Source organism: Chloracidobacterium thermophilum B, from assembly GCF_000226295.1.
Classification (GTDB): Bacteria; Acidobacteriota; Blastocatellia; order Chloracidobacteriales; family Chloracidobacteriaceae; genus Chloracidobacterium; species Chloracidobacterium thermophilum.
The window spans coordinates 22,719-46,145 of the sequence record NC_016024.1 but is presented as its reverse complement, the minus strand read 5'-3'; the positions used below and the strand labels follow the sequence as shown (position 1 = coordinate 46,145).

The window sequence follows — 23,427 nt, the reverse complement described above, 5'->3', positions numbered from 1 at the left end:
GTTCAATGGCACGGCGTGCAGTTGGGAGGCCTAGGGAGGAACCAAGCACAGAAATGATGGATACCAAGCAAGTTCGTCAGTCGTTGCTTCAGGACAGCGCGGTCGTGGACGCCATTCGCCGGCGGGCGCACCAGCTTTCCCTCGAGCGTGGATACAGCACGCCACAGCACATGGCTGAAGACTGGTTTCGCGCCGAAAATGAAGTGCTTGACAGGCTGGTTGAAGAAGAGATCAGACGCCGCCAGAAGATGAACGCCGCCATCAGTGAGGGCGCGATGGCCGAGGAAGCCATACCGGCGGTCGTGCTTCCCCCGTCCCTTGCCAAGGCGTTGAATCCCCCCCGAAGTGAGGTGAAAAAGTCAAGTGCCCGTCGCAAGAAGGCGGCAACGACGGAAGCGGCTGCGCCGGAAACACCAGCACCGGACGCTTCTGCAACGGTAGGGCCTTCCACGGCGGCAAGTCCGGCAGCCGAAGTTGTTCCCCCTGGCTCACCCAAGCGGAAACGCAAATCATCGGCGGGCGTAACTGCCGCAGACCAAGCTCTCCCTCCAGTCACGCTTGACCCGGCACCAGCCGCACCGCCCTCAAAGCCCAAAGCTGCCACGTCTGCCAAGAGCAAGGCCAGCAAGAAGAAGTCCGCCTGAGTGGATACCTCTGGCGACGAATCTCCTTCTCTGAAGGGTGCGGCCGCCGCTCGGCTGAAAAGGCACGGATGAGTTTCACCGGGGCACACCGGGTCTTGGGGTTGTGCGCATTTGTGAAGTCGCTGCTACATGTCTGCTTCGACCAGCCCGTTGCCCTTTCCACCCATTGCGGCGCTTGCCATAGCGGCGCTGGTTGGTCTCTTTCTGGGTCTCCTGCTAACCAGCCAGGCCATCCCGGAACCGGTGCTGCTCAATGGGCTGGACCGTGAGGCCAACACCCGCCTGGCCTATGACTTCTTCAACCGGCAGACGGGACAATCTCTGCCGCGCAGCCTGACGCTCCGCGTGCTCCAGCTTGATCAGGTCACGCTCGCAACCCTTCGCCAGCACCGGCCGGAAGCCAATCTCCAACGCCTGGTCGCCCAGTACCACCTTCCAGTGGTGATTGACCATGTGGTGTGGCTGCGTCCTAATGGAAGCCTGGCAGCCCAGGTGGGGCTTTCCAACAGCGGGGAACTCATCAGCTATCTCAACGGCGACATACCGGTTTCCACGGCCGAACTGCCGGCAGCGGATGTCGCCATTGCACGGGCGCGGGCTTTTCTCGACAGCAGCACCAGCCTCGGACTGTTCTGGCTGGGCCCGCCCCAGGTCGAACATGTCCCCGGCCAGCCGGAGACGGAAGTGCGGTGGCAGCAGCCGCTCCCGGAGTTGCCCGAACTGACGCGCGTGGTGCTCGTCCGGCTGCGCGGTGAAACCGTGTGGTATTTTCAACACCGGCTTCAGCCCACCACAAGCGGCTGGGCCCGCCCCTTCGATTCAGAAATCATCTATCTCCTCCTTGGGCCGCCGATTCAGACGATTCTGCTCATCACTGCTGCCGTCTATCTGCTGAAAACCTCCCGCCGCCACGTCATTCTCTGGCGTGTCCCGACCGTGGCAGCAGTGGTAGTGGGAATTGCCTGGTTCTTTGATCTCGCTCCGTCACTGCCGTATTCCATCGGCACGGCCCTGTTTAAAAACCCGGTCGCCGATAGTGCCCCGGACCGGCTGGCCAGGGTGCAAAGCACGCAGTTTGTCCTTGGGACGTTAGGCGTTTATGTCATCTCCATCCTGGCGACACTTCTCTTGGGCATGGCTGTGGTCTGGGTAGTGTGCGCTGCACTGCTGCACATTGAGTACGACACCCAGCGCCCGCGTACGGAAGTCTTCCGGGCCATCCTGCTCCTGCGCCGCGTGCCATACACGACGATTCTCCAGCGCGGACTTATCGGCGGCGGGGTAGGCTGGTTTTTGTTGGGACTGACGGGTCTCGTGCACTGGTTGTTGGCTGACCTGTTTCCGGTTGCCGGAAACGTCAACGACAATCTTCGGCTGCTGCTCGATGCCTGGTCGCCAGGCCTGCTGATGGTGGGGAGGCTGGTGGGCAATACCTTTGATCTGGGGCTGGTGCTGGTGGCTTTTACCTGGGTCGTACTTGTGGACTGGCTGCGCTGGCCACGTTGGTTGTCCCTGGCCATCATCGCCCTTCTGGGCAGCGTAGAGTGGCGTGACTCCCTGACCCCTGTCCTGCCATCGGCGCTGGAGCAGCCCTGGCTTTTCCTGCACCAGGCCGGGCTGGCGCTCGTTCTGGTGGCGACGCTTGAGCGGTTTGGCCTGTGGGCGACACTCTGCGCCGTGTGGGTGTATCAGGCAACGAGCCTGGCGATTGTTGCGGCCACTTTGCCGATGCTGGGAATCTCGCCCTGGGTTCCCACCCTGCTGGTGGGACTGCCCTTTGCGGCCACCGCCCTCGCTTGGCGCCCACCTGAAAGTGAGCGCGACCGACAACCCATCCCACTTGACCACTTCCTTGAGGAGCAGCGGCACGCGCGGCAGCTTGCCCTGGCGACCCAGATTCAAATGTCATTTCTTCCACCCGAACCCCCTCGGCTCGACGGCTGGGACATTGCCGCCCTGAGCGTGCCGGCACGGGAAGTCGGTGGTGACTTCTATGATTTCTTCCTCGGGCCGGATGGCAAGCTGGGTATCTTTGTCGGCGATGTATCCGGCAAAAGTGTCTCCGGTGCCGTGTTTACCGCCGTGGCGCTTACCGCCTTTCGGAGCGAGGCGGAAGAAAACGAACTGGGCTGCGCCGCCATGCTCACCCGGCTCAACGAGCTGCTCTACCCGGACATGAAGCGCGTCCGCATGTTTGTAGCGGCAGTTTATGCGCAGCTCGATCTGGCCACCGGCAGCTTCACGGTCGCCAACGCTGGCTTTCCCGTAGTGGGGCGCTGGCACTATGCCAGCCGCGAGCGTCCTTACGTCGAATTACTTGACGTTCGTGGACTCCCCTTGGGGAGCCTGCGCCGGGCAACCTACGATGAATACCAGGGTGGGCAGCTCTACATCGAAGGGCAGGAGTTTCTTGTGCTCGCCAGCGATGGGATCATCGAAGCCCTGAACGAATACGGGTCTCCCTATGGCTACGAGGCGCTGCGGGATTTGATTGACGACTTCATGGAGCAGAAGGCTGACCAGCAGAGCGCCCACGACCTGTGCACAGCTATCATCTCGGATGTCCGGCGGCACATTGGCGAAGCCGAACAGGCAGACGACATGACAGTGGTCGTCGTCCGTCGGGGCAATCCCCACGCACAGCAGTCACGGCCGGCGACCACCCAGCGGACTGCCGCACAACGGACAGCACGAGAAACAGCCAAAACCCGCTTGACCGGGTAGTAGTCGGCCAAATCCAGTCAGGTCGTCAGGTCACGCAGGGCGGCTTCCAGCTCTGGAAAACGAAAGGTGTAGCCCTGTTGCAGGGCAGCTTTGGGCAGAACACGCTGCCCATCGAGTATCACCTGAGCCGATTCGCCAAGGACGAGATTGAGTGCAAAGGACGGCGCTGGCAGAAAGGCCGGACGGTTCAAAACCTTTCCAAGCGTTGAAGCAAAGTCCTTCATCCGCACCGGATTCGGCGCCACAGCATTGACGGGACCCCGCACCTGCCCGGACGCCAGCGCCCACAGGATGAGGCCGACCACATCGGCAATGTGAATCCAGGAAAACCACTGGTTGCCGCTACCCAACGGCCCACCCAACCCCCATTTGAAGACGGGCAACATCCGCTCCAGCGCGCCGCCGTTGCGCCCCAGAACGACCCCGATCCGCAGCAGCACCGTACGGACACCGTGAACCTCGGCGACCTTGGCTGCATCTTCCCACTCCTGGCAGAGCTTCCCCAGAAAGTCGTCGGCCGGGCGGCTGGTTTCATCGAGTTCGGTTTCCTCATTTTTGGGATACAGCCCGATGGCCGAAGCTGACACAAGAACCGACGGCTTTTGCCTAGCCTGGGCAATGGCTGTAACCAGATTCTGGGTTGTTACCACGCGGCTGTCGCGCAGCGCTTGTTTCTGCTCCGGCGTCCACCGCTTCCCGATGATGGGTTCTCCGGCCAGATTGATGAGGCCAAAAGCGCCATCCACTTCCCGTTGCCAGTCATCCACCGTCACCGGGTCCCCGAGCACCCAGCGGACGCCACTCGATGTATCACGCACCTTTCGTGACAAAGCCGCAATGTCATACCCTTCCAGCTTGAGCGCCGGCAACAGCGCCTGTCCGACAAAACCACTTGCTCCGGTAATGAAAAGCTTTCTCATGGCTGCTTTCTGTCAGGCAAAGTCCACAGGATGTTTGATTTAGCAAACCACATCCGCCCGCCGACCGAAAGCCGATCTGCCCTGTGTCCGGTCAGGCATCATTTTCGTGCAGAGCTTCCAGGGTGACGATGGCCACACAGCCTCCCGTGGGCGGCGACTGAAGCTCGACGGTTCCCCGCATTTTGGAAAGCAACTTCCGGGCAATGACCAACCCAAGTCCCGTTCCCTGGGGCTTGGTGGTGTAAAACGGTTTGAAGATGTGGTCGCGGTGTTTTGGCGCGATGCCCGGCCCGTTGTCGCGTACTTCAATGACGATCAGCCGACGATGGCACCGGGCCGTCAGGATAACCTGCGGCTCCGGCACTGATGACAAGGCATCCACAGCGTTCGAGATGAGGTTCATCAGGGCTTGATGCAGCGCCCGCGCATCGAAGTTGACCCATCCCAGGTCGGAGGCGAGGCAGGGTTGAAAATCCACTCCCTGCGCGGCCAGGTCATCCTTGACAAGGGCGCAGAAGCGCTCCAGAAAAGGCAGCAGCGGCTGGGCTTGGAGTTCGGGCGTTTCGTACAGGCTGAAAGAGCGCAGGGCGCGCAGCAGATATTCCACGCGCCCAATTTCTGACAGGCATCGCTCGACATAGGTAGTGACAGCCTCGGAAGACAGCGGTTGTGCCTGCCGCAGAACGGTGAGTGCCGTTTTGATGGAGTTGATGGGATTACCCATCTCGTGGCGGATGGCAGAAAAAATGTGGCTCGCGTTCTCCATTACGTTCACGGCTTCAGCGATGGCTTCGTAGCGGAGTTGCTCGGTGACGTCCCGACACACCACGACCACGTTCTGCAACTGCCCTTGGGCATCGCGCACCGGTGAAATGGTCGCCTGCTGCGGATAGGTACTCCCGTCGCGGCGGCGTGCCAGGTAGCGCCCGCACCAGCTCTTTCCACGGACAAGCTGGCGCAGGATGTCCCGGCGAACGGCCCGGTCAACCGGCCCGAAGCCCAACCGGTGCAATGAATGGCCAACTGCCTCCCAGCTCCGAATTCCGGTCAGTTGCTCGAAAGCCGGATTGCAGAACTGAACCCGGCCGTGCCGGTCGAAGGTCACAACCGCTTCTCCAACCTGCTCGATGACCCGGATCAGTCGTCCCCGTTCCAGTTCGCTGCGCCGCTGGGAAGTGATGTCCGTGATGATATGCACCCAACCGGTGCCAATCCCGCGCGCCTGGTCAATCCAGTAGCTGTTCATCCGAAACCAGCGGTCGCTGGTGGGAAACTGGAACGCTGCCGGATGTTGGACGCAGGTCGCCAATGACCCTTCCGTTGCCCCCCAGAACAGTGCGGCTGAGGATTGTCCAATGATGGTCGAGTGAGGACGGTTGAGAAACTCCGCCACAGCACGGTTGCAGCGCCGAATCCGCCCCGCTCTGTCTTCGAGCAGAATCATGTCTGAAAGGGCATTCACAGCCACGACCCATTCTTCATTGAGGCGCTGGAGCCTTTCTTCGAGCTTCTGGTGACGTGTGCGGTCTTCAACCAAGGCAAGCCATTCATCCCTGCCAGGGACAGGCATCAGGGAAAGGATGACCGGGAAGAAACACCCATCAGCTTTTCTGAGAACCACGCTCTGCGTGAGCACGACTGGCTCACCAGCCGTGCTGGAAAGCGGCCGTTGGGACAAAAACCGGCGCAGGGCCGGCCCATACCCCTCCCAACTCAGGCGGCTCACATAGCGTCGCCCGGAAGTCCCCAGACAGCGGGATGGCCGTTCGCCGAGCAGGTCTGCCAAGTGCCGGTTGACAAAGATGATCTGTCCACGGCGGTTCAACCGGGCGAGTCCCAGAGGCAAAGCATCCAGAATGTCGGATGTCTCCGGCTCTTGTTCAGAGGGGCCACGGCCCTGTGATGGCACAGCCGTCAGGGAGTCCGGCAGGTCGCTGGGAGCTTCCAAAGTTTTTTCGGAAGGCTTGCGCCCGGTGATGTTGCGCAGAATGAGAACGTAGCGCCGATGCGTGCCGAGGTAAAAATCGCTGCTGGTCAGTTCAACCAAGGCTGTCCTGCCATCCCGGTTTCTGACTGTGGCTTCGATGACCTTCCCGGTCTGGGTGATGTGTGGCAGGAGGGTATCCAGGGATTCTTCGGTATCGAGAAGCTCCCCGATCACTTTCCCAACCACACCGGCTCCCAGCAGCACCTCGGCTTTCGGGTTGAGTTCCAGAACGTGCAAAGCCGCGTCCAGCACGAGAATGGCATCATTGGCATACTGCACGATCGAACGCAGTTTGTTTTCGGTTTCCCGAAGTTGCCGCGCAATGTGGTGGCTGTGGAGAAGGTAGCTCACCTTGTGCCTGAGCACCTCCGGCTGCACGGGTTTGGGAATGTAGTCCGTGGCTCCGGCAGCGTAAGCAGCCGCCACGGTGCCATCGTCAGACAGCCCTGTGAGCATCAAAATGGGCACCTGTCGGTAAGAGTCAAGCTGGCGCAAATGACGGCAGAGCGTAATGCCATCCATCCCCGGCATGGCGACATCGAGCAGCACCAGGTCCGGCTGAAGGGCCGGGGACTGCTCCAGGGCCGTGAGGCCGTCGCGGTGCGCCACAACCCGGAAACCTTCTTTTTCCATCAGGATGGTCAACAACCGCTGCACGGCGTCATCATCATCCACGATGTGGATGAGCGGTGCTGATGGCTCACGCAGTGCAGTTTTCGCTGGTTGGGACACGGCCGTAATTTTCCAAAACAGCGTCCGGCTTTGGTCAGCTCAGGTGAACAGGGCACCCTCCCGGTGCCCCCCACTCTACTTCCCCCCTAGCCATCTGACCGGAGACAACCAGACGGCACAGGCGTTTGCATATCACTCCTAAGCACCCACGGGTAGGTCAGGAGCGGCGTATTGGCGGGTGTGCCGGGTGGCGGCGCTGTGGCTTGACGATTCTGGGGGCTTCCCCTGTGTACCGCAACAGCACCACCGTCTGGGGCGATTTGTCCTGCAAGGTGATGACACTGAGCAGCTTGTCCGTGCCGTTCGTCCAATCCGCCGTCGAAAACTCCACACCCTGCGACCAACTGCTCCGTTCAAGTCCAAAACCCCGGTACGGTTCCTTGAGCTGCTGGTTGTAAAACGCATACACCTGCTCCTGACTCTGATCGCTGGCCAGAATGAGGGTGCCGGAGGTTTTCCTGGCATCCACAGCTTTGGCCAAAAGCCTGGCTCCGGGATAAATAATCACCCATGGGGGCAGCTTACCTGATTGCCCGGACACGTCATCTGAAGCAGGCATTCCGACCGACCCAGCCTCAACCAATGGGCCAAACTCGATGGACCGCAAGGTCCGATGCTGGCGGTGAACGAAGTGAATCGCCTTGAGGTATTCCCGGGTGAAAAGAAACCTGTCATCACTATCCAGTTCACACTCGAAGTGTGTGGGCTGAAAGTCGAGGTCGGCCAGGTCCCCAATCTCACTCATCGGATGACGATAGGCCGACTCGAAATCGGTGCTTCGGGTGTACGAAACATAGATGAAGGTTTTTCCTGCCAACGCCGGTGCCACCCTGGCCGGCAACGCCCCAGCCGGTGAGGCCGCAGCGGAGACCATGGCCACCCGAACGGTCTCATTGGCCGTTCCGGTCAGCCACAGTTCTCCGTAGCGTGGAGCCAGAGCCATGAAATCGAGAGTGAACTGGGTCTCGTTGATTTTTTCCTCATACGACTGCCTGTAGAAGTCAAAGGCCGTGCGTGGGGAATCGTTCGTCACCAGCGTGAAATATCCGCTTTCTGTCGCGGCGTCACCGCTGCTGCGCGCCACAAAGGTGGCGTAGGGATAAACCAACACCCAAGCGGGCAGGTCATGGGTTTCGGCTGTGACTTCCTGCCCCGGCGATGACTGTCCTGACGCTTGGCCGGGCATCTGGGTCGGCGCTGGAAACGGCAGCCGGCCGGTTTCCTGCCGGTTGCCTGCGCGCCACAGGTGGGTGTGGCTCCCCTCGCGCTGGCGGCCGGTTTCGCCAAGGCAAACTCCCCTTGGCAAGGCAACCTCCAGAAAAACCAAAAAACCAGAAACTATCCATGCCAAGCTGGCGATCCAGCGACTGGCGATCCACCGTCGTGTCATCAGTTGAAACCCAAACACAGACAGGGTGTTTCCCCACGGCTGCCTGGTGATGCAAAGCTGCCTGAAAGATACTTGGGAAAAAGACGTAAAGCGTATTTGCGCAACACTGAAGAAGCGTTGCCGTGCGCGATGATACCACGAAAAGGCTTTCTGCACGCCAACTGTCTGTGTCTTTTCAGCCTCCGCTCAGCCTCCGCACCTGACCGCTCTCCCCTGCCCCTGTTTTCCATCCTCTATCAGCGGCCCTCCAAAAAACGGTACGGCACAAACACACCCAAGAAAGACATCTTTGAGACGTTGGCACACTTGATCGGCTTTTTTCGCTCTTAAGGGCGACCGGGGAATAAGCCTACGGTGAGGCAGAACATGCGCGCTGTTGGCTGCGAGTTACCCCACCGCGCGGAAGATGAGGTGCCAAGTCATGTTGCTCTTTCAGGGCGTGCCGGTTTCCCAGAAAACAGATGATCATCAGACCACGACGCATCAGGGAGCGGCCCTACTGTCGGATGAAGCGGCGCTGCTGCGGCAAAGCCTTGACCATCTGGGACATGTCTTCTGGGTGGCCACCTGGCCGGAAAAAAGGCTGTTGTACGCCAATCACGAATTTGAAAAGGTCTGGGGTATTTCACCCGAAGTCGCCACCCACGAGCCGGACTGCCTGACCGCGGCCATCCATCCCGACGACCGCGCTGGCTGGATTGCGGCCCACTCCAATCCAAACGGTTCAGATACGGAATACCGCCTCTGTCGCCCGGACGGTCGGGTGCGCTGGCTGCGGGAGAGTATCTTCCCAGTCCAGGATGCCGCCGGACGCCCGATCCGTCTGGTCGGACTGGCCAAAGACATCACCGCCTACAAGCGTCTTGGGGATGCCATCCGGGAAAGTGAAGAGCGGTTTCGGAAGTTCTTTGACCTCAGCCCGTCGCCAAGCTGCATCTTCAGTGCGCGGACGGGCAAGGTGGTCGAAATCAACACGGCCTTTGAAGAACTGACGGGATACACCCGCAGTGGGGTTCCCGGCCACTCCTTGGGCAAGCTGAATTTGTGGCTCGATCCGACGCTGCCCGCCCTGGTGCTCCATGCCCTCCGCCAGAAAGCGACCCCACAAACCTTCGATACGACCATTCAGACGCGAACCGGCCAGATGCGCGATGTCACCGTCGCGGCCAACCTGGTGACGATTGGCGGACGCCCCTGTGTGGTGGCCGTCGCCACCGACCTGACGGAATTCAACGCCCTGCGCCGCCAGCTTACCGAAAGCGAAGCCCGCTTTCGCTCACTGGTGGAAAACGCGCCGGACATCCTCATCTGCACCACCCTCGACGGCGAAGTGACCTACCTCAACCATGCCGATCTGGGCTGTCAGGAAAGTACCCTCCTGGGACGGAACCTGCTCGACTATGCAACCGATGCCAATCCCATCCGTGCGGCTGTGCGCGAGGTGATGACCACGGGACAGGCGGCTTCCTTCGAGGCGCAGTTTCACTTTACCGGGGAACTCCAACACTGGTGCGCCGGGCGCGTCGCCCCCATCCGGTGTGGCGAGAACATCACCGAACTGCTGTTCCGGCTGCGCGACATCGAGGGCCGCAAAGCCGCCGAACTCGAACTCCAGAAACTCTACGCCGAGATTGCCGAAGCCAACACCAAACTCCGCGAACTGGACCGGCTCAAGGCGCGCTTTGCCGCCATGCCCGTCCACGATCTGCGTTCCCCGCTGGGCTGTGTGTACAGTGCACTGGAACTGTTCGAGACCATCGGAAAGACCGATGACGACACACGCCACCTGATCGGTGTCGCCCGCAACAGTCTGGAGCGGGCCCTCACCCTGCTCAACGAAGTGCAGGAAGTCTATCGCAGTGAGGAAACCGGCATCACGCTCAACCGCACGTCATTCAATGTTACAGCCCTGCTCCAGGAAGCCGTGGACGGCATCCGCCCGGAAGCCAACCGCAAAAACATCATCCTGAAGTACGAGCTGCCGGATGCCGCCCACCTCCCGCCGCTGCTGGCCGACCGCAGCAAGCTGCTGCGCGTCATCAGCAACCTGCTGACCAACGCCGTCAAGTTCACCTCAAAAGGCGGGGTGGTCATGCTCAACGCGGCCGTGGTCAACGGCATGGGTGTCAACATCGGGCGTGATTTCATCGAAATCAGCGTGACGGACACCGGCATCGGCATTCCCCCGGAAGACCTGCCCTACGTGTTCGATGTCTATCGGCAGTCGCGCAACAACCGTTCCGGCGTGGGTGTCGGGCTGGGACTGTCCATCGTCAAGAGCATTGTCGCTGCCCACGGCGGAGACGTACGGGTGGAAAGCCAGCCCGGTGTCGGGACGAGTTTCACCGTGTCCCTGCCCATCAGCGCCGTGGATGAACCGCCGGAAGCTCCACCATCTGACTGTGACCAGACGCCCAACCCAACGGCAGCCGGAACCGGTCCAGCAAACTAACTCCGGCTGTCAGGCTCAAGAATCGAACGCGCCCGTGCAAAACAGGCTTCGGCTTGCAGGCGGCGCCCCTGCCGGTCGTGGAGCACGCCAAGATTCTTGAGTGTTTCGGCGACCTTCGGGTGGTTTTCCCCCAGACGGCGCTCGAAGATGTCCAGCGCCCGTTCCAGCAGCGCCTGGGCTTCGTCGTACTTGCCGCGTAAATCACAGGAGACAGCCAGGTTGTTGAGCGTAACCGCCACGGAGAGATCGTCGGGCCCATGCGCGTGCTCACGAATGGCCAGCGCCCGCCGCAGGGCGGCTTCCGCCTGGGCGTAGTCGCCATCCTGGTCGCACATCCGCGCCATTTCGCTGAGCAGGGGCGCAATGTGCAGCGTGTCGTGGCCATGAAGCGCTTCCAGAAAAGCAATGGCGCGGTCATAAAGCTGGACGGCCTCGGCGATGCGGTCTTCGTCAGCCAGCATCTGCGCCAGGTTGGTGAGGCTGGTGACGAAGCCGCCGTACTGAATTTCGAGTGCCTTGGCGTCGGCTTCGATGGCCCGGCGATAAATGGCCTCGGCCTGCGCCGTTTCCCCCAGCATATCGAAGGTCATCGCCAGGTTGTTGAGACAGGTGGCAAAGCGCGGGTCGGTTTCACCGAAGCGGCGCGCCTCGCGTACGGCGTCAGAAAAAAGAAACCGCGCTTTTTCGTAATCGCCTGCCTCAAAGGCTTTTACCCCAGCCTTCCAAAAGCGTTTCCACTCGTTGCGGCGGCGCGCATGAGTCCGGGCAAACACCTCACGCTGAACATCGGTTTTGGGTTCGACTGGACAAGACGCAGCCTGTGCCCTTTCACTCACCGTTTCACGACCTCCTGTTGGCACTTGCGGCGCACAACGCCGGACATTCAGAGCTTGACGCAGACATTTTTGATTTCCGAGTAGAATTCGAGCGAGTGGCGGCCGCCCTCACGTCCGATGCCGCTCAGTTTCATGCCCCCGAAAGGCGTCCGCAGGTCGCGCAAAAACCAGCTATTGATCCACACCACACCTACGTCGAGCGCGTGCGCCACCCGGTGGGCGCGCGCCAGGTCGCGCGTCCAGAGCGCCGCGCACAGGCCGTAGTCACCGGCGTTGGCCAGCGCTACCGCTTCTTCCTCCGTATCGAAAGGCGCGACATGGCAGACGGGGCCAAAAATTTCCTCGACAATGCAGGGAGTGTCTTCCGGCAGGCCCGTCCAGACCGTTGGTTCGACGAAGTAACCCTGATCGTATGGCGGTGGAAGCGCCGGACAGCCGCCCCCGGCGTGGATTTCAGCCCCGGCCGCCCGCGCCGCTGCATAATAGCCAAGCACCTTTTCCCGGTGCGCTGCTGAAATCAACGGGCCCAGTGTCGTGGTCTCGTCTTCAGGCGGCCCGGGCCGAAGCTGTCGGGCAGCCAGCGCCAAGGCGTCAACAAAACGCTCAAACACCGGACGCTCGACATACACCCGCTCCGAACAGAGACACACCTGCCCGCCGTTGAGAAAACTCGACCGCGCCACGCCGGCTACTGCGCGGTCAAAATCGGCATCGGCAAAGACGATGGCGGCATTTTTCCCGCCCAACTCGAACGAAAGGCGCTTCGTCCGGGTGGCTGCCGTCCGCATGATGGCCTGTCCGGTACGGGTTTCACCGGTGAAGGTAATGGCAGCGACATCCGGGTGCGCCACCAGCCATTCCCCGACGCTTCCCGGGCCAAAGCCATGGACGACGTTATAGACGCCCGGCGGCACACCGGCCGCCGTCATGACCTCGCCCAGCAGCGTCGCCGTCGCCGGTGTTTCCTCCGAGGGCTTGACGACCACCGTATTGCCCATCACCAGGGCCGGTGCGATTTTCCACGTCAGCAGCAGCAGGGGCAGATTCCACGGACAAATGACGCCCACCACGCCCAATGGCCGCCGCAGGCCGTAGTTGAGCGCCCCGGCGCCGTCGTCCGTCGCCGTTTCAAAGCATTCCGTGGCCAACCCGGCGGCCAGATCGGCAAAGATGCGGAAGTTTGCCGCTCCACGCGGGATGTCCAGGGTACGCGCCAGCGCACAGGGCTTGCCGGTATCGGCGACCTCAGCCTGCAAAAACTCCGCGCTGCGCGCTTCGATCCCCTCGGCAACGCGCCGCAGCAACCGCGCCCGCTCGGCGACCGGAAAACGCCGCCAGGCAGAAAGAGCCTGTTTGGCGGCCGTAACGGCGGCATCGCAATCGTCCGGTGTTGCCAGTGCCACCTCTGCCGTCACCGCACCGGTTGCCGGATGATAATCAGGAAAGCACTCCTGCCGGCCTCCCGGACGAAACTCCCCGGCAATGAAGAGCTGCCACTTGTTCATAAGCTGTGATTTCCCTTGCATGCCGGACTTACTCCAGATGCCGGACCCACCGGGCGAGCACGGCGTCATACCAGTCCGCATCGGCCCGGTTAGGCACGTGCTGGATGCCTTCGCAGATGTAGTTCGTCGCCCCGTCCAACTGTCCGCTTTCGACCGGGACGACGCCATCGCCCCACACCGTGCCATCGCCGCACACCAGCCGGTAGCTCTGATAGGCTGCCATTTCGGCCAGCGTACCGGGAAAAGCTCCGCGAATGGCGCGGCCGATGACGGCCACATACTGCACTGTCCGGTAGAACGCGCCCGGATAGCAACTGTTGACGAAATCCATCGTGCGGCGCGTCCAGGAAAGCAGACTGGTGTGCGGACAGCCCAGGGTGATGAGCGTAGCCGTCCGCCGGTGGCCGCGGTAGGCAATGCCATCGTAGTTCTCATCGCCCAGATACAGACGCGCCACGATGCCGCCGGCGCTGTGGGTGACAAAGTTGAGCCGCCCGGCCGCATGTTCGCGGCAGGCTTTTTCAACCGTGGTGTGCGTCAGTTCCAGAAGGGAGCGGTAACTGCCCGTTACCGAGGCATAGAGCCAACTGGCCTGGGTCAGGGGCACAATGGCGACCGGGACGCGGCAGGCCGTTTCCAATGTCGTGGCCAGCGGCTGGTAGGCCGTCCAGTCCACGAGAAACCCGCCAATGATGACAATGGGATGCCGACACGCCACATGCACCACCCTGGCTTACACACTCACAGGGCGCAGACGCGCTCATAGACGGCGCGGTACTTCCGCGCTGCCCGGGCCCAGGAAAAATCCGCCCGCATGCCGTTCTGCTGAAGCATGCGCCACACGTGCGGCTGACGATACAGCAGCAGTCCTTCGTAGATTTTCTCCATCAGGCGGTTGGCATGGTAGGCCCGGAACTTCAACCCGTTGCCTGTGCCGGTTATCCGGTCGAAGTCCTGAATGGTGTCATCCAGCCCGCCGGTGGCCCGTACAATCGGCACGGTGCCATACTTGAGGCTGTAAATCTGATTCAGCCCGCAGGGTTCATAGGCTGAGGGCATAAGAAACATATCGCCCCCGGCTTCCATCTGGTGCGCCAGTGGCTCATTCAGCCCAAAGTAAACGGCCACGCGCCGGGGAGCGGTGTCACGCAGGTGTTGAAAGAAGACCTCGTAGCGCGGATCGCCCGAACCGAGCAGCAGAAAGTAGGCCCCGCTGTGCAGAATGCGCCACGCAACATCCCGTACCAGGTCCAGTCCTTTCTGGTCGCTCAACCGGGAGACGATGACAATGGCCGGACGGTCCAGCTCGACCGGCATGCCGAAGCGCGCCAGCAGGTCGGCTTTGCACAGGCGTTTTCCGCCAAGGTCTTCTGGTGTGTAGTTGGCAGCGATGTGTGGGTCAGTAGCTGGATTCCATTCGTCGTAATCCACGCCATTGAGGATGCCCACCAGATCGTGTCGCCGCAGCCGCAGCAGACCGTCCATGCGGAAGCCGTACTCTGGTGTCTGGATTTCCTGGGCATACCGCTCGCTGACGGTCGTCAGGGCGTCCGAAGCCAAAATGGCGCCCTTGAGCATGCTTCCGGCGCCACTGAACTCCAGCCCGTCGGGCCCCTGGCGCAAATCGCCGGGCAGGCCAAAGTAGGCCAAGTCGTTCAAATCAAAAAAGCCCTGAAACGCCAGGTTGTGGATGCTGGTGATGGTTGCCGTCCGGGCAAAAAACGGATCGCCACGCAGGGTCGTACGCAGATAGACCGGAATCAGCCCCGTCATCCAGTCGTTGCCGTGGATGACATCCGGCGGCTTGCCAAACCAGCGCGTCAACTCGATGACGGCCCGGCTGAAAAAGGCAAAGCGCCGGGGGTCATCCGGCTCGCCGTACAACTTGCGTCCGCGATGAAAATACGCCGGGGCGTCAATCAGAAATATCTCCACTCCGTGCCGGCGCTCCCGGAACACGTGGGCGGTTTGCACCCCGAAACCAAAGGGCACCGGCAGGTCGCCGACATACTCGCCAGCCGTGATGAAACCATAGCGCGGCGTCACCACGCGCACGGTCAGACCCGTTGCGGCCAGAGCCTTGGGCAGGGCGGCGGCTACATCGGCCAGGCCGCCGGTTTTCGAGTGCGGCGCAAGCTCAGAAACAGCAAAGACAATGTCCATGGATGAATGGGCTGCAGGGACTAGGCATTCATCGAAGCCAGAAATTCGGCGTTGGTCTTCGTTCGCTCCAGATGGCTCAGCATCAGCTCCATGGACTCGACGCTTGACAGCGGACTCAGCACGCGCCGCAGTACGAAAATCCGGTTCAGGTCTTCCTTCGGGACGAGCAGTTCTTCCTTGCGGGTGCCGGACTTGTTGATGTCCACGGCCGGGAAGATGCGCTTCTCGATGAGCTTCCGGTCGAGGTGAATTTCCATGTTGCCCGTGCCTTTGAACTCCTCGAAGATCACGTCGTCCATCCGGGAGCCGGTGTCAATGAGGGCCGTTGCAATGATGGTCAGGCTGCCGCCTTCTTCGAGGTTGCGGGCTGCGCCGAAGAACCGCTTTGGCTTTTGCAGGGCGTTGGCATCCACACCGCCGGAGAGAATCTTGCCGGAAGGCGGCACAGTGGCGTTGTGCGCCCGGGCCAGGCGCGTGATCGAGTCCAGCAGAATGACGACGTCCCGCCCGTGCTCGACGAGCCGCTTGGCCTTTTCGATCACCATGTCCGCCACCTGGACGTGGCGCGTCGGCGGTTCATCAAAGGTCGAACTCACCACTTCACCCTGGACGCTGCGCTGCATGTCGGTCACTTCTTCGGGCCGCTCGTCAATGAGCAGCACGATGAGCATGACCTCCGGGTGATTGCGTGTGATGGAATTCGCAATGGATTGGAGCAGCATCGTTTTGCCCGTCCGGGGCGGTGCGACGATCAACCCCCGCTGCCCACGGCCAATCGGCGTCACCAGGTCGAGCACGCGCCCGGAGAGATTTTCCGGCGTGCTCTCCATCCGCAGGCGCTTGTTGGGATAGAGCGGCGTCAGGTTGTCAAAGTGTACCCGCTCCCGGCGCAGATCGGGCGGCTCGAAGTTGATGGCCTCGACCTTGATGAGCGCGAAGTACCGCTCGCCTTCCTTGGGCGGCCGGATTTGCCCGGAAATGGTGTCCCCGGTGCGCAGATCGAACTTCCGAATCTGTGACGGCGACACGTAAATGTCGTCCGGGCCGGGCAGGTAGTTGTAGTCCGGGGCGCGCAAAAAGCCGAACCCATCGGGCAGGCACTCCAGGACGCCTTCCGAGAAAATGAGGCCTGACCGTTCAGTTTGGGCCTGCAGGATTTTGAACACCAGTTCCTGCTTGCGCAGGCTGCCCGCACCGGGGACTTCCAGTTCCTGGGCAATCCGCACCAGGTCGGACAGCGGCATGTCCCGGAGTGTCGCAATATCGTAAAAGCCGTTTGCGGATGGGGGGGATTCCCCATTCCCGACGGCGACAGATTCAGCCGGTTCCAGCATTTCTTCCATGGCAGATGTCATGATGGTGAGGATGGATTCAAGGCATCCGATGTGCAGCCGTATCGGTTTTCTGGATTATGGGCTTTCAGCAATCGGTCGCGTTCAGACCGGTTCAGCTTTCAGTTTCAGGTTCCAGGGAGTTGCGGCGGGGCTTCCAGGCGGCGATGGCGGCGTGGATGACCTCCCAGACCTGCTCCGCACCGGCGCGGGTCAGCGCAGAGTAGGGCAACACGCCCGGACCATAAACGGCGCGCAAAGCCGATAACCTGGACAGCAACTGGGATCGGGAAAGCTTGTCGGCCTTGGTGGCCACGACACAGAAACGACGCGACATCGCAGCCAGCCACTCATACATCGTCAGGTCCAGCGGTTGGGGTTCCAGGCGGGCATCCACGATGAGCACGCACAAGGCCAAGGCGGAGCGGCGGTTCAGGTAGCCCTCAATCATGGGTCGCCAGCGTTCACGGACAGCTTGTGGTACACGCGCATAACCATATCCCGGTAAGTCCACAAAGCGAAGTTCGCGGTTGATTTCAAAAAAGTTGATGAGTTGTGTCCGGCCGGGCGTCTGGCTGGTCCGGGCCAACCCACGCATCCCCAGCAGCGAGTTGATGAGGCTTGACTTGCCGACGTTCGACCGCCCCAGAAACGCGACTTCAGGCAAAGTCGGAGGTGGGTACTCCGCCGCCGCCGTCGCGCTTTTCAAAAACGTCGCCGCAACGACCTTCATTCGACCGGCACCGATGACAGGTGGTCCGTGACATCCGTGTTCCAGATGGGTGGCAGTTCATCCGCCAGGGCCTTGTCCGGCAGGTTTTTGTCATCCACCAGACGGGCACCCGGCAACTCGACCAACGCCACGGACAGCACCTGTTCCATCTGTTCCACGAAGTGGATGTCAAGGGCTTCCCGAACTTCATCCGGGATTTCGGCCATGTCCTTTTCATTGTCCTTGGGCACGAGCACCGTACGGACGCCAAGGCGCAGCGCTGCCAGCAGCTTTTCCTTGAGTCCGCCAATCGGCAGAACCTTGCCCCGCAGGGTGATCTCACCGGTCATGGCCACGTCCTGCCGGACGGGAATCCCGGTGAGGGCCGACACCAGCGCCGTCGCCATGGTGATGCCGGCCGAGGGGCCGTCCTTGGGAATGGCGCCTTCCGGTACGTGGATGTGAATGTCCTGCCGGCGGTAAAAATCCGGCGCAATGCCCAGTTCGGTCGCCCGCGCCCGCACGTACGTCATCGCCGCCCGCGCCGATTCCTGCATCACATCCCCAAGCTTGCCGGTGAGAATGATCTGGCCGCGCCCCGGCAGCAGGGTGGTTTCCACGAAGAGCACTTCGCCGCCGACTTCCGTCCAGGCCAGCCCCGTGGCCATGCCGACTTCGCTGCGCTCCTTCAGGCGGGCGGGCTGATAGCGTATGGGGCCGAGGTACTCCGGCAGGTCGGCCGCCCGGATGGTGGCCCGGTAGTCCGCACGCTCACTTTCGGGTGTCAGCAGGAGCTTCCGCGCCACCTTGCGACAGATGGTGGCCACGTCCCGCTCCATGTTCCGCATGCCGGCTTCCCGCGTGTAGTTCTGGATGATCGACACCAGCGCGTCTTCCGTGAAGTCAATCTGGGTTTCCCGCAGGCCGTGTTTTTCGCGCTGCTTCGGAATCAGGTGCCGCCGTGCAATTTCGAGCTTTTCCCGCTCGGTGTAGCCCGACAGACGGATGATTTCCAGGCGGTCGCGGAGCGCCGGTGGAATTGTATGCAGGACGTTGGCCGTGGCAATGAACATCACCTGTGACAGGTCGTACTCCACGTCCAGATAGTGGTCGCGGAAGGTATCGTTCTGCTCCGGGTCGAGCACTTCCAGCAACGCCGCCGCCGGGTCGCCCCGGTAGTGGTCGGCGGTGAGTTTGTCCACTTCGTCAAGCAGCATCAGCGGGTTGATCGTCCCGGCCTTTTTCATCATCTGGATGATCTGGCCGGGCAGCGAGCCGATGTAGGTACGCCGGTGGCCACGAATCTCGGCCTCGTCCCGCACGCCGCCCAGACTCAACCGCACGAACTTCCGTCCCGTGGCCCGGGCAATGGATTTGCCCAGACTCGTCTTGCCGACGCCCGGCGGGCCAACGAAGCAGAGAATGGAGCCCGGCGGACGGTTGACGAGTTGGCGCACCGCAAGGAACTCCAGAATGCGGTCCTTGATTTTTTCCAGCCCGTAGTGGTCGGCATCCAGAATTTGCTGCGCCGCCTGCAAGTCGCGGTTTTCTTCCGAACGCTCGTGCCAGGGCACGCTGATGAGCCATTCCACATAATTGCGCGACACGGCAGCTTCGGCTGACATCAGCGGCATCTGTTCGAGGCGGCGCAACTCGCTCATGGCTTTTTCGTGGGCGTCCGCCGGCAGGTTGGCAGCTTCGACGCGCCGTTTGAGTTCTTCAAACTCCGAACGCTCGTCCTTGCGCCCCAGCTCCTTGTGGATGGCCTTGATTTTTTCGCTGAGGTAAAACTCCCGGTGCGACCGCTCCATCTGCTTTTTGACGCGCCCCTGAATGATCCGGTCCACCTGAAGTTTTTCCAGCTCGATGTCAAAAATGTCCACGAGGCGCAGCAGACGGTCAGACAGGGCGACGGTTTCCAGCAGCTTCTGCTTTTCCTCGACCGAAATTTTCAGATGGCTCGCCACACTGTCGGCCAGGCGGGCCGGGTCCTCGATGCGGAGGTCCGCATGCAGGTTTTCCGGGTTGTCCGGGCTTTGCCGTACATACTGGTCAATGAGACCCGTGAGCTTTCCGACCAGGGCGGCGATCCGGGGGCTTTGTTCCCGGTCAACCGGGAAGCGCTTGACCATGGCCATCCAGCAGCCCTGGACTTCCCCAAAACGAATGGCCTGCCCACGTTCGAGGCCTTCAAACTGAACCTTGATGTTGCCATCCGCCAGTTGGAGGTGGTGCGTGATACGGGCCACCGTACCAACCCGGTGCACCTGCTCCGGCATGGGTTCTTCAAGGGTCGGGTCGTGCTGCGTGACCAGAAAGATCAGGCGGTCGCGCTGAAGGGCGGCGTTCAGCGCCAGCACCGACGGCTTGCGCCCAATTTTGAAGCGGATAGTCGTGTGGGGAAACACGACCACATCACGCACTGGCACCGTCGGAAAACGCGCCACATTGTCGGGCAGACTGTCGTGGAACTCGTCCATGCAAAACTCTACAGGTTATTCCTAGCAGGAGGCTGGCCAACCGCTGTGGCGCCAATGGATACCGGAGAGGGCAGGTTGGCTGCTGTCTCTCACGCTGCCTTCTCCGGGAGCGGCAGGTGAACACGCCGGTCTTCGACCATTTCACGGGTCACGGTAAACTCACGGATGCGCTTCTGGCTCGGCAGGAAGTACATCGCATCCAGCATCAATTCTTCCAGAATCATCCGCAACCCGCGTGCGCCCACTTTGCGCTGATGCGCCATGCGGGCAATGGCACGCAGGGCATCGTCGGTAAACCGCAACCGGACGTTGTCCCACTCGAACTGTCGCTGGTACTGCTTGATGATGGCGTTCTTGGGCTTGGTCAGAATGTCAATGAGCGCTTCTTCATCGAGTTCGTGGAGCGTACCGATGACGGGAAGCCGTCCGACAAACTCCGGGATGAGACCATACTTGATGAGGTCTTCCGGCTGTACCTGGCTGTAGATACCTTCCGTTTTCGAGGCCGGACGCCGGTCAATCTTGGCATTGAAACCAAGGGCTTTCTTGCCGATACGCCGCTCGATGATACGTTCAAGTCCGCAGAACGCCCCACCGCAGATGAACAGCATGTTGGTGGTGTCCACCGGGTAGAATTCCTGGTGAGGATGCTTGCGTCCGCCTTGTGGCGGCACGCTGGCAATCGTCCCTTCGAGAATCTTGAGCAGCGCCTGCTGAACGCCCTCGCCGGAGACATCGCGGGTAATCGAGGGGTTGTCGTCCTTACGGCATATCTTGTCAACTTCGTCAATATAAATGATGCCCTGCTGCGCCCGCTCAATATCGCCGTTCGCCGCCTGGAGTAGCTTGAGGATGATGTTTTCCACGTCCTCGCCGACGTAGCCAGCTTCGGTCAGCGTCGTGGCATCCACGATGGCAAACGGGACGTTCAGGATGCGTGCCAAAGTCTGCGCCAGAAGCGTCTTGCCGGTGCCCGTCGGGCCGATGAGCAGGATGTTGCTCTTGGAGATTTCCACGTCCCCGGCCGTGCGGTTACGCAGCATGTCGATCCGCTTGTAGTGCTGATAGACAGCAACCGCAAGCTTTTTCTTGGTTTCATCCTGCCCGATAACGTAGTCATCCAGGAATGCCTTGACCTCAATCGGGCGCGGCAGGTAGGGACGCTGCGTGACGGCTTCCTGGCGTGCGTCGTCGTTGATGATTTCATTGCAGATGTCAATGCACTCATTGCAGATATAAACGGTCGGGCCGGCAATGAGCTTTTTGACCTCGTTCTGACTCTTCCCACAGAAAGAGCAGCGTAACATGTCGTCTCTTCCTCTCACGGCTGGCTCCACGGCGCGTCAGCAGCGGGCTGGCTTGCGGTCAGCAAGCGGTTTTCATCAAAGCCAACTGCTTAGGTGCGAGATGTCAATACCTGATCCACGATACCGTATTCCATAGCCTGTGTCGCCGACATGATGCGGTCGCGTTCGACATCCGCCTCAATGACCTCAAAGGGCTTGCCGGTGTGCTTGGCCAGGATGTTGGAAGTCAGTTCACGGATACGTTTGATTTCTTCAGCCTGAATAAGGATGTCTGTCGCCTGTCCCTGAGCGCCGCCGGAGGGCTGGTGAATCAGAATACGCGAGTGGGGCAGGGCATACCGCTTGCCCTTTGTCCCGGCGGCCAGCAACAGCGCCCCCATCGAGGCGCACTGCCCGATACAGAAGGTCACGATGTCAGGCTTGACGAACTGCATTGTATCGTAGATGGCCATTCCGGCCGTAACCGAACCGCCGGGGCTGTTGATATAAATCGAGATGTCGCGTTCGGGGTCTTCAGACTCCAGAAACAAAAGCTGCGCCACAACGAGACTGGCAACGGTGTCATCAATGGGCGTGCCAATAAAAATGATGTTGTCTTTGAGCAGGCGCGAGTAGATGTCGTAAGCGCGTTCGCCGCGACTGGTCTGCTCGATGACCATGGGAACGAGAGCCGCTGTCGGATGAATCATGGCAGTGCAACCGTACCTTGAGGGCTATTGAGATAAGCGCCACGCGCGACTGGCGTGTGGGCGCAGGGGCCTGGTCATGGTTCTATTGGTTTTCGGACAGGAATGAAACCGTTTCTTCCGGCGCTGGAGCAGCGGCTGGCAAAACGGTCTGTGTCTCGACCCGCGCAGCACTGCGCACGACGACCAAAGCTTTTCGGTTTCGCAGCGTAGCCCGGACATTATCGAGCTGGTCTTCCCTTGTCAAGCGGGCGCGCAGGGCTTCCAGCGCTACGCCCATCTGCGCCGCCATCTCAGACAAATACTCAGTCAGTTCGGCCTCCGTCACCTGCACGTTGGCTTCGCGGGCCACCTGCTCCAAAACAATTGCCCGCTTGACCTCGGTTTCCGCACCGGGACGCAGGGCTTCGCCCATTTTCTGGAAATCATAGTTGACCTTACGCGGGTCAATGCCCTGCTGCTGAAGGCGTTCGACGAACTCGCCCAGCCGCCGGTTGACCTGCTGTGTCACGAGCGATTCCGGGGCTTCCACTCCCGTCCGCGCCACGAGCTGGTCGAGCAACTGGGTGTCCAGGGCGTCCAGGGCGCGCCGCTCCACATCGGCTTCCAGGTCGGACTGAATCCGCGCCCGCAATGCGGCCAGGTCCATCCCGGCTACCCGCTGGGCCAGCGCATCATCCAGCGGTGGGCGTGTTTTCTGAACCAGCTTTTCAACCGTGAGATGAAACTGGACGCGCTTGCCGGCAAGGTCGCCGACTCCTTCTGCTGCCGGAGCCGCTTCGGCCGTACTTCCCGGCGCAGCCGGTGGATACTGAATCTCGACGACGACCTGTTCCCCAACCTTCTTCCCGCGCAGCGCCTCGTCAAATTCCCGCCGAGTGGTCTTGCCGCCGATTTCCAGCGTTTCCCGCCGCAGCGTGATGTCCGGCGCGCGCTCCTCAGACGGCACAGGCGCTCCGTCTTCAAGGATGTACCCCTTAAGCGCCACCGTCACCAGATCACCTGGCTGGGACGGACGCCCATCTTCCACCGGCGTTACCGTCGCCAGGGAGTCCTGAAGCTGCTCCAGCACACGCTCCACGTCGGCGTCCGTCACTGGGACGACCCGCTTCGTGCCTTCCAGGCCCTCCAGCGGGCCGACCGTGAACTCCGGGAACACATCCACGGCAACCTTGAGTACGAAGGGCAACTGATCGGTAAGGCGAATGTCCTGGATGGTCGGCTCGCCGAGCACCTGTAACTGCGAGGCGCGAATGGCTTCCTGAATGGCCTCCGAGCCGAGTTGGGCCAGCACGCGCTCGTGGATGTCGGCCTGAAAACGCTGGCGCACCAGCGACACCGGGGCCTTGCCCGGACGAAAACCCGGAATGCGCACCTGGCGGGCAAGTTCGTGGGAGAAGCGGTTGAAGCTGCGTGTGACACGTTCGGCCGGAAGCTCGATAATGAGTTCCTTCCTGACCGATGACAAATGATTGATTTCGAGTTTCAAGCGGTGTCCTCAGATGCGGTGTAGGCAAGTGCCGCGCCGATGGCGTTAGCGGTAAGGTCTCTGGCCACA

The 23,427-nt window shown here is 61.2% G+C and carries 16 protein-coding genes; 3 read left to right on the top strand and 13 right to left on the bottom strand.

Translation table 11 applies throughout. The annotated features are described in order from the left end of the window. Positions 1–56: 56 nt before the first annotated feature. On the top strand, positions 57–644 hold the full coding sequence (locus CABTHER_RS00175) for a DUF2934 domain-containing protein (protein ID WP_228374055.1): 588 nt from the start codon (positions 57–59) through the stop codon (positions 642–644). Between the two features lie 129 nt (positions 645–773). Beyond that, positions 774–3,368, top strand: coding sequence for a PP2C family protein-serine/threonine phosphatase (locus CABTHER_RS00170; protein WP_014098554.1), 2,595 nt, complete (start codon positions 774–776; stop codon positions 3,366–3,368). A 17-nt stretch (positions 3,369–3,385) separates the two neighbouring features. Here CABTHER_RS00170 and CABTHER_RS00165 read toward each other — a convergent pair whose 3' ends face one another. From CABTHER_RS00165 to CABTHER_RS00155, 3 genes are all read right to left on the bottom strand, one after another. Continuing rightward, complete coding sequence (locus tag CABTHER_RS00165; RefSeq protein WP_014098553.1) at positions 3,386–4,288, bottom strand: TIGR01777 family oxidoreductase; 903 nt, start codon at positions 4,286–4,288, stop codon at positions 3,386–3,388. A gap of 91 nt (positions 4,289–4,379) precedes the next feature. Beyond that, entirely contained in the window at positions 4,380–7,007 is a 2,628-nt protein-coding gene (locus CABTHER_RS00160) for a PAS domain S-box protein (RefSeq protein WP_014098552.1), read from the bottom strand. Between the two features lie 157 nt (positions 7,008–7,164). Continuing rightward, positions 7,165–8,313 carry a hypothetical protein gene (locus CABTHER_RS00155; RefSeq protein WP_148263862.1) on the bottom strand — a complete coding sequence of 383 codons (1,149 nt, stop codon included), beginning with the start codon at positions 8,311–8,313 and terminating at the stop codon, positions 7,165–7,167. 505 nt (positions 8,314–8,818) lie between these two features. On the opposite strand from CABTHER_RS00155, the gene CABTHER_RS00145 reads away from it, so the two are divergent. Next, positions 8,819–10,849, top strand: a complete 2,031-nt coding sequence (locus CABTHER_RS00145) for a sensor histidine kinase (RefSeq protein WP_014098549.1) — start codon at positions 8,819–8,821, stop codon at positions 10,847–10,849. Here CABTHER_RS00145 and CABTHER_RS00140 read toward each other — a convergent pair. From CABTHER_RS00140 to tig, 10 genes are all read right to left on the bottom strand, one after another. Further along, entirely contained in the window at positions 10,846–11,685 is an 840-nt protein-coding gene (locus CABTHER_RS00140; protein ID WP_049787434.1) for a tetratricopeptide repeat protein, read from the bottom strand. The genes CABTHER_RS00145 and CABTHER_RS00140 overlap by 4 nt on opposite strands. A gap of 47 nt (positions 11,686–11,732) precedes the next feature. Further along, complete coding sequence (locus CABTHER_RS00135; protein WP_014098547.1) at positions 11,733–13,190, bottom strand: 2-hydroxymuconic semialdehyde dehydrogenase; 1,458 nt, start codon at positions 13,188–13,190, stop codon at positions 11,733–11,735. A 28-nt stretch (positions 13,191–13,218) separates the two neighbouring features. Continuing rightward, positions 13,219–13,917 carry an esterase/lipase family protein gene (locus CABTHER_RS00130; protein WP_014098546.1) on the bottom strand — a complete coding sequence of 233 codons (699 nt, stop codon included), beginning with the start codon at positions 13,915–13,917 and terminating at the stop codon, positions 13,219–13,221. Between the two features lie 14 nt (positions 13,918–13,931). Further along, positions 13,932–15,353 carry a glycogen synthase gene (locus CABTHER_RS00125; protein WP_014098545.1) on the bottom strand — a complete coding sequence of 474 codons (1,422 nt, stop codon included), beginning with the start codon at positions 15,351–15,353 and terminating at the stop codon, positions 13,932–13,934. A 20-nt stretch (positions 15,354–15,373) separates the two neighbouring features. Beyond that, positions 15,374–16,708: a transcription termination factor Rho gene (rho, locus tag CABTHER_RS00120; RefSeq protein WP_228374054.1), complete on the bottom strand. Its 1,335-nt coding sequence runs from the start codon at positions 16,706–16,708 to the stop codon at positions 15,374–15,376. 91 nt (positions 16,709–16,799) lie between these two features. Beyond that, the gene (gene yihA, locus CABTHER_RS00115) at positions 16,800–17,417 is read right to left on the bottom strand and encodes a ribosome biogenesis GTP-binding protein YihA/YsxC (RefSeq protein ID WP_014098543.1); all 618 of its coding nucleotides are present in this window, start codon (positions 17,415–17,417) and stop codon (positions 16,800–16,802) included. Next, entirely contained in the window at positions 17,414–19,876 is a 2,463-nt protein-coding gene (gene lon / locus CABTHER_RS00110) for an endopeptidase La (protein ID WP_014098542.1), read from the bottom strand. The genes yihA and lon overlap by 4 nt, the downstream gene beginning before the upstream one ends. Before the next feature lie 89 nt (positions 19,877–19,965). After that, positions 19,966–21,183, bottom strand: a complete 1,218-nt coding sequence (gene clpX / locus CABTHER_RS00105; protein WP_014098541.1) for an ATP-dependent Clp protease ATP-binding subunit ClpX — start codon at positions 21,181–21,183, stop codon at positions 19,966–19,968. Between the two features lie 89 nt (positions 21,184–21,272). Beyond that, positions 21,273–21,872, bottom strand: a complete 600-nt coding sequence (gene clpP / locus CABTHER_RS00100) for an ATP-dependent Clp endopeptidase proteolytic subunit ClpP (protein WP_014098540.1) — start codon at positions 21,870–21,872, stop codon at positions 21,273–21,275. Positions 21,873–21,954: 82 nt separating this feature from the next. Further along, entirely contained in the window at positions 21,955–23,358 is a 1,404-nt protein-coding gene (gene tig / locus CABTHER_RS00095) for a trigger factor (RefSeq protein WP_014098539.1), read from the bottom strand. Positions 23,359–23,427: the final 69 nt, after the last annotated feature.

Bases quoted from the DNA above. Each gene is read 5' to 3' on its own strand.
- rho (WP_228374054.1), bottom strand. From the start codon at position 16,708: ATGACATCTGCCATGGAAGAAATGCTGGAACCGGCTGAATCTGTCGCC.
- clpX (WP_014098541.1), bottom strand. From the start codon at position 21,183: ATGTTACGCTGCTCTTTCTGTGGGAAGAGTCAGAACGAGGTCAAAAAG.
- CABTHER_RS00175 (WP_228374055.1), top strand. From the start codon at position 57: ATGGATACCAAGCAAGTTCGTCAGTCGTTGCTTCAGGACAGCGCGGTC.
- clpP (WP_014098540.1), bottom strand. From the start codon at position 21,872: ATGATTCATCCGACAGCGGCTCTCGTTCCCATGGTCATCGAGCAGACC.
- yihA (WP_014098543.1), bottom strand. From the start codon at position 17,417: ATGAAGGTCGTTGCGGCGACGTTTTTGAAAAGCGCGACGGCGGCGGCG.
- CABTHER_RS00145 (WP_014098549.1), top strand. From the start codon at position 8,819: ATGTTGCTCTTTCAGGGCGTGCCGGTTTCCCAGAAAACAGATGATCAT.
- CABTHER_RS00165 (WP_014098553.1), bottom strand. From the start codon at position 4,288: ATGAGAAAGCTTTTCATTACCGGAGCAAGTGGTTTTGTCGGACAGGCG.
- lon (WP_014098542.1), bottom strand. From the start codon at position 19,876: ATGGACGAGTTCCACGACAGTCTGCCCGACAATGTGGCGCGTTTTCCG.
- CABTHER_RS00170 (WP_014098554.1), top strand. From the start codon at position 774: ATGTCTGCTTCGACCAGCCCGTTGCCCTTTCCACCCATTGCGGCGCTT.
- CABTHER_RS00125 (WP_014098545.1), bottom strand. From the start codon at position 15,353: ATGGACATTGTCTTTGCTGTTTCTGAGCTTGCGCCGCACTCGAAAACC.
- CABTHER_RS00135 (WP_014098547.1), bottom strand. From the start codon at position 13,190: ATGAACAAGTGGCAGCTCTTCATTGCCGGGGAGTTTCGTCCGGGAGGC.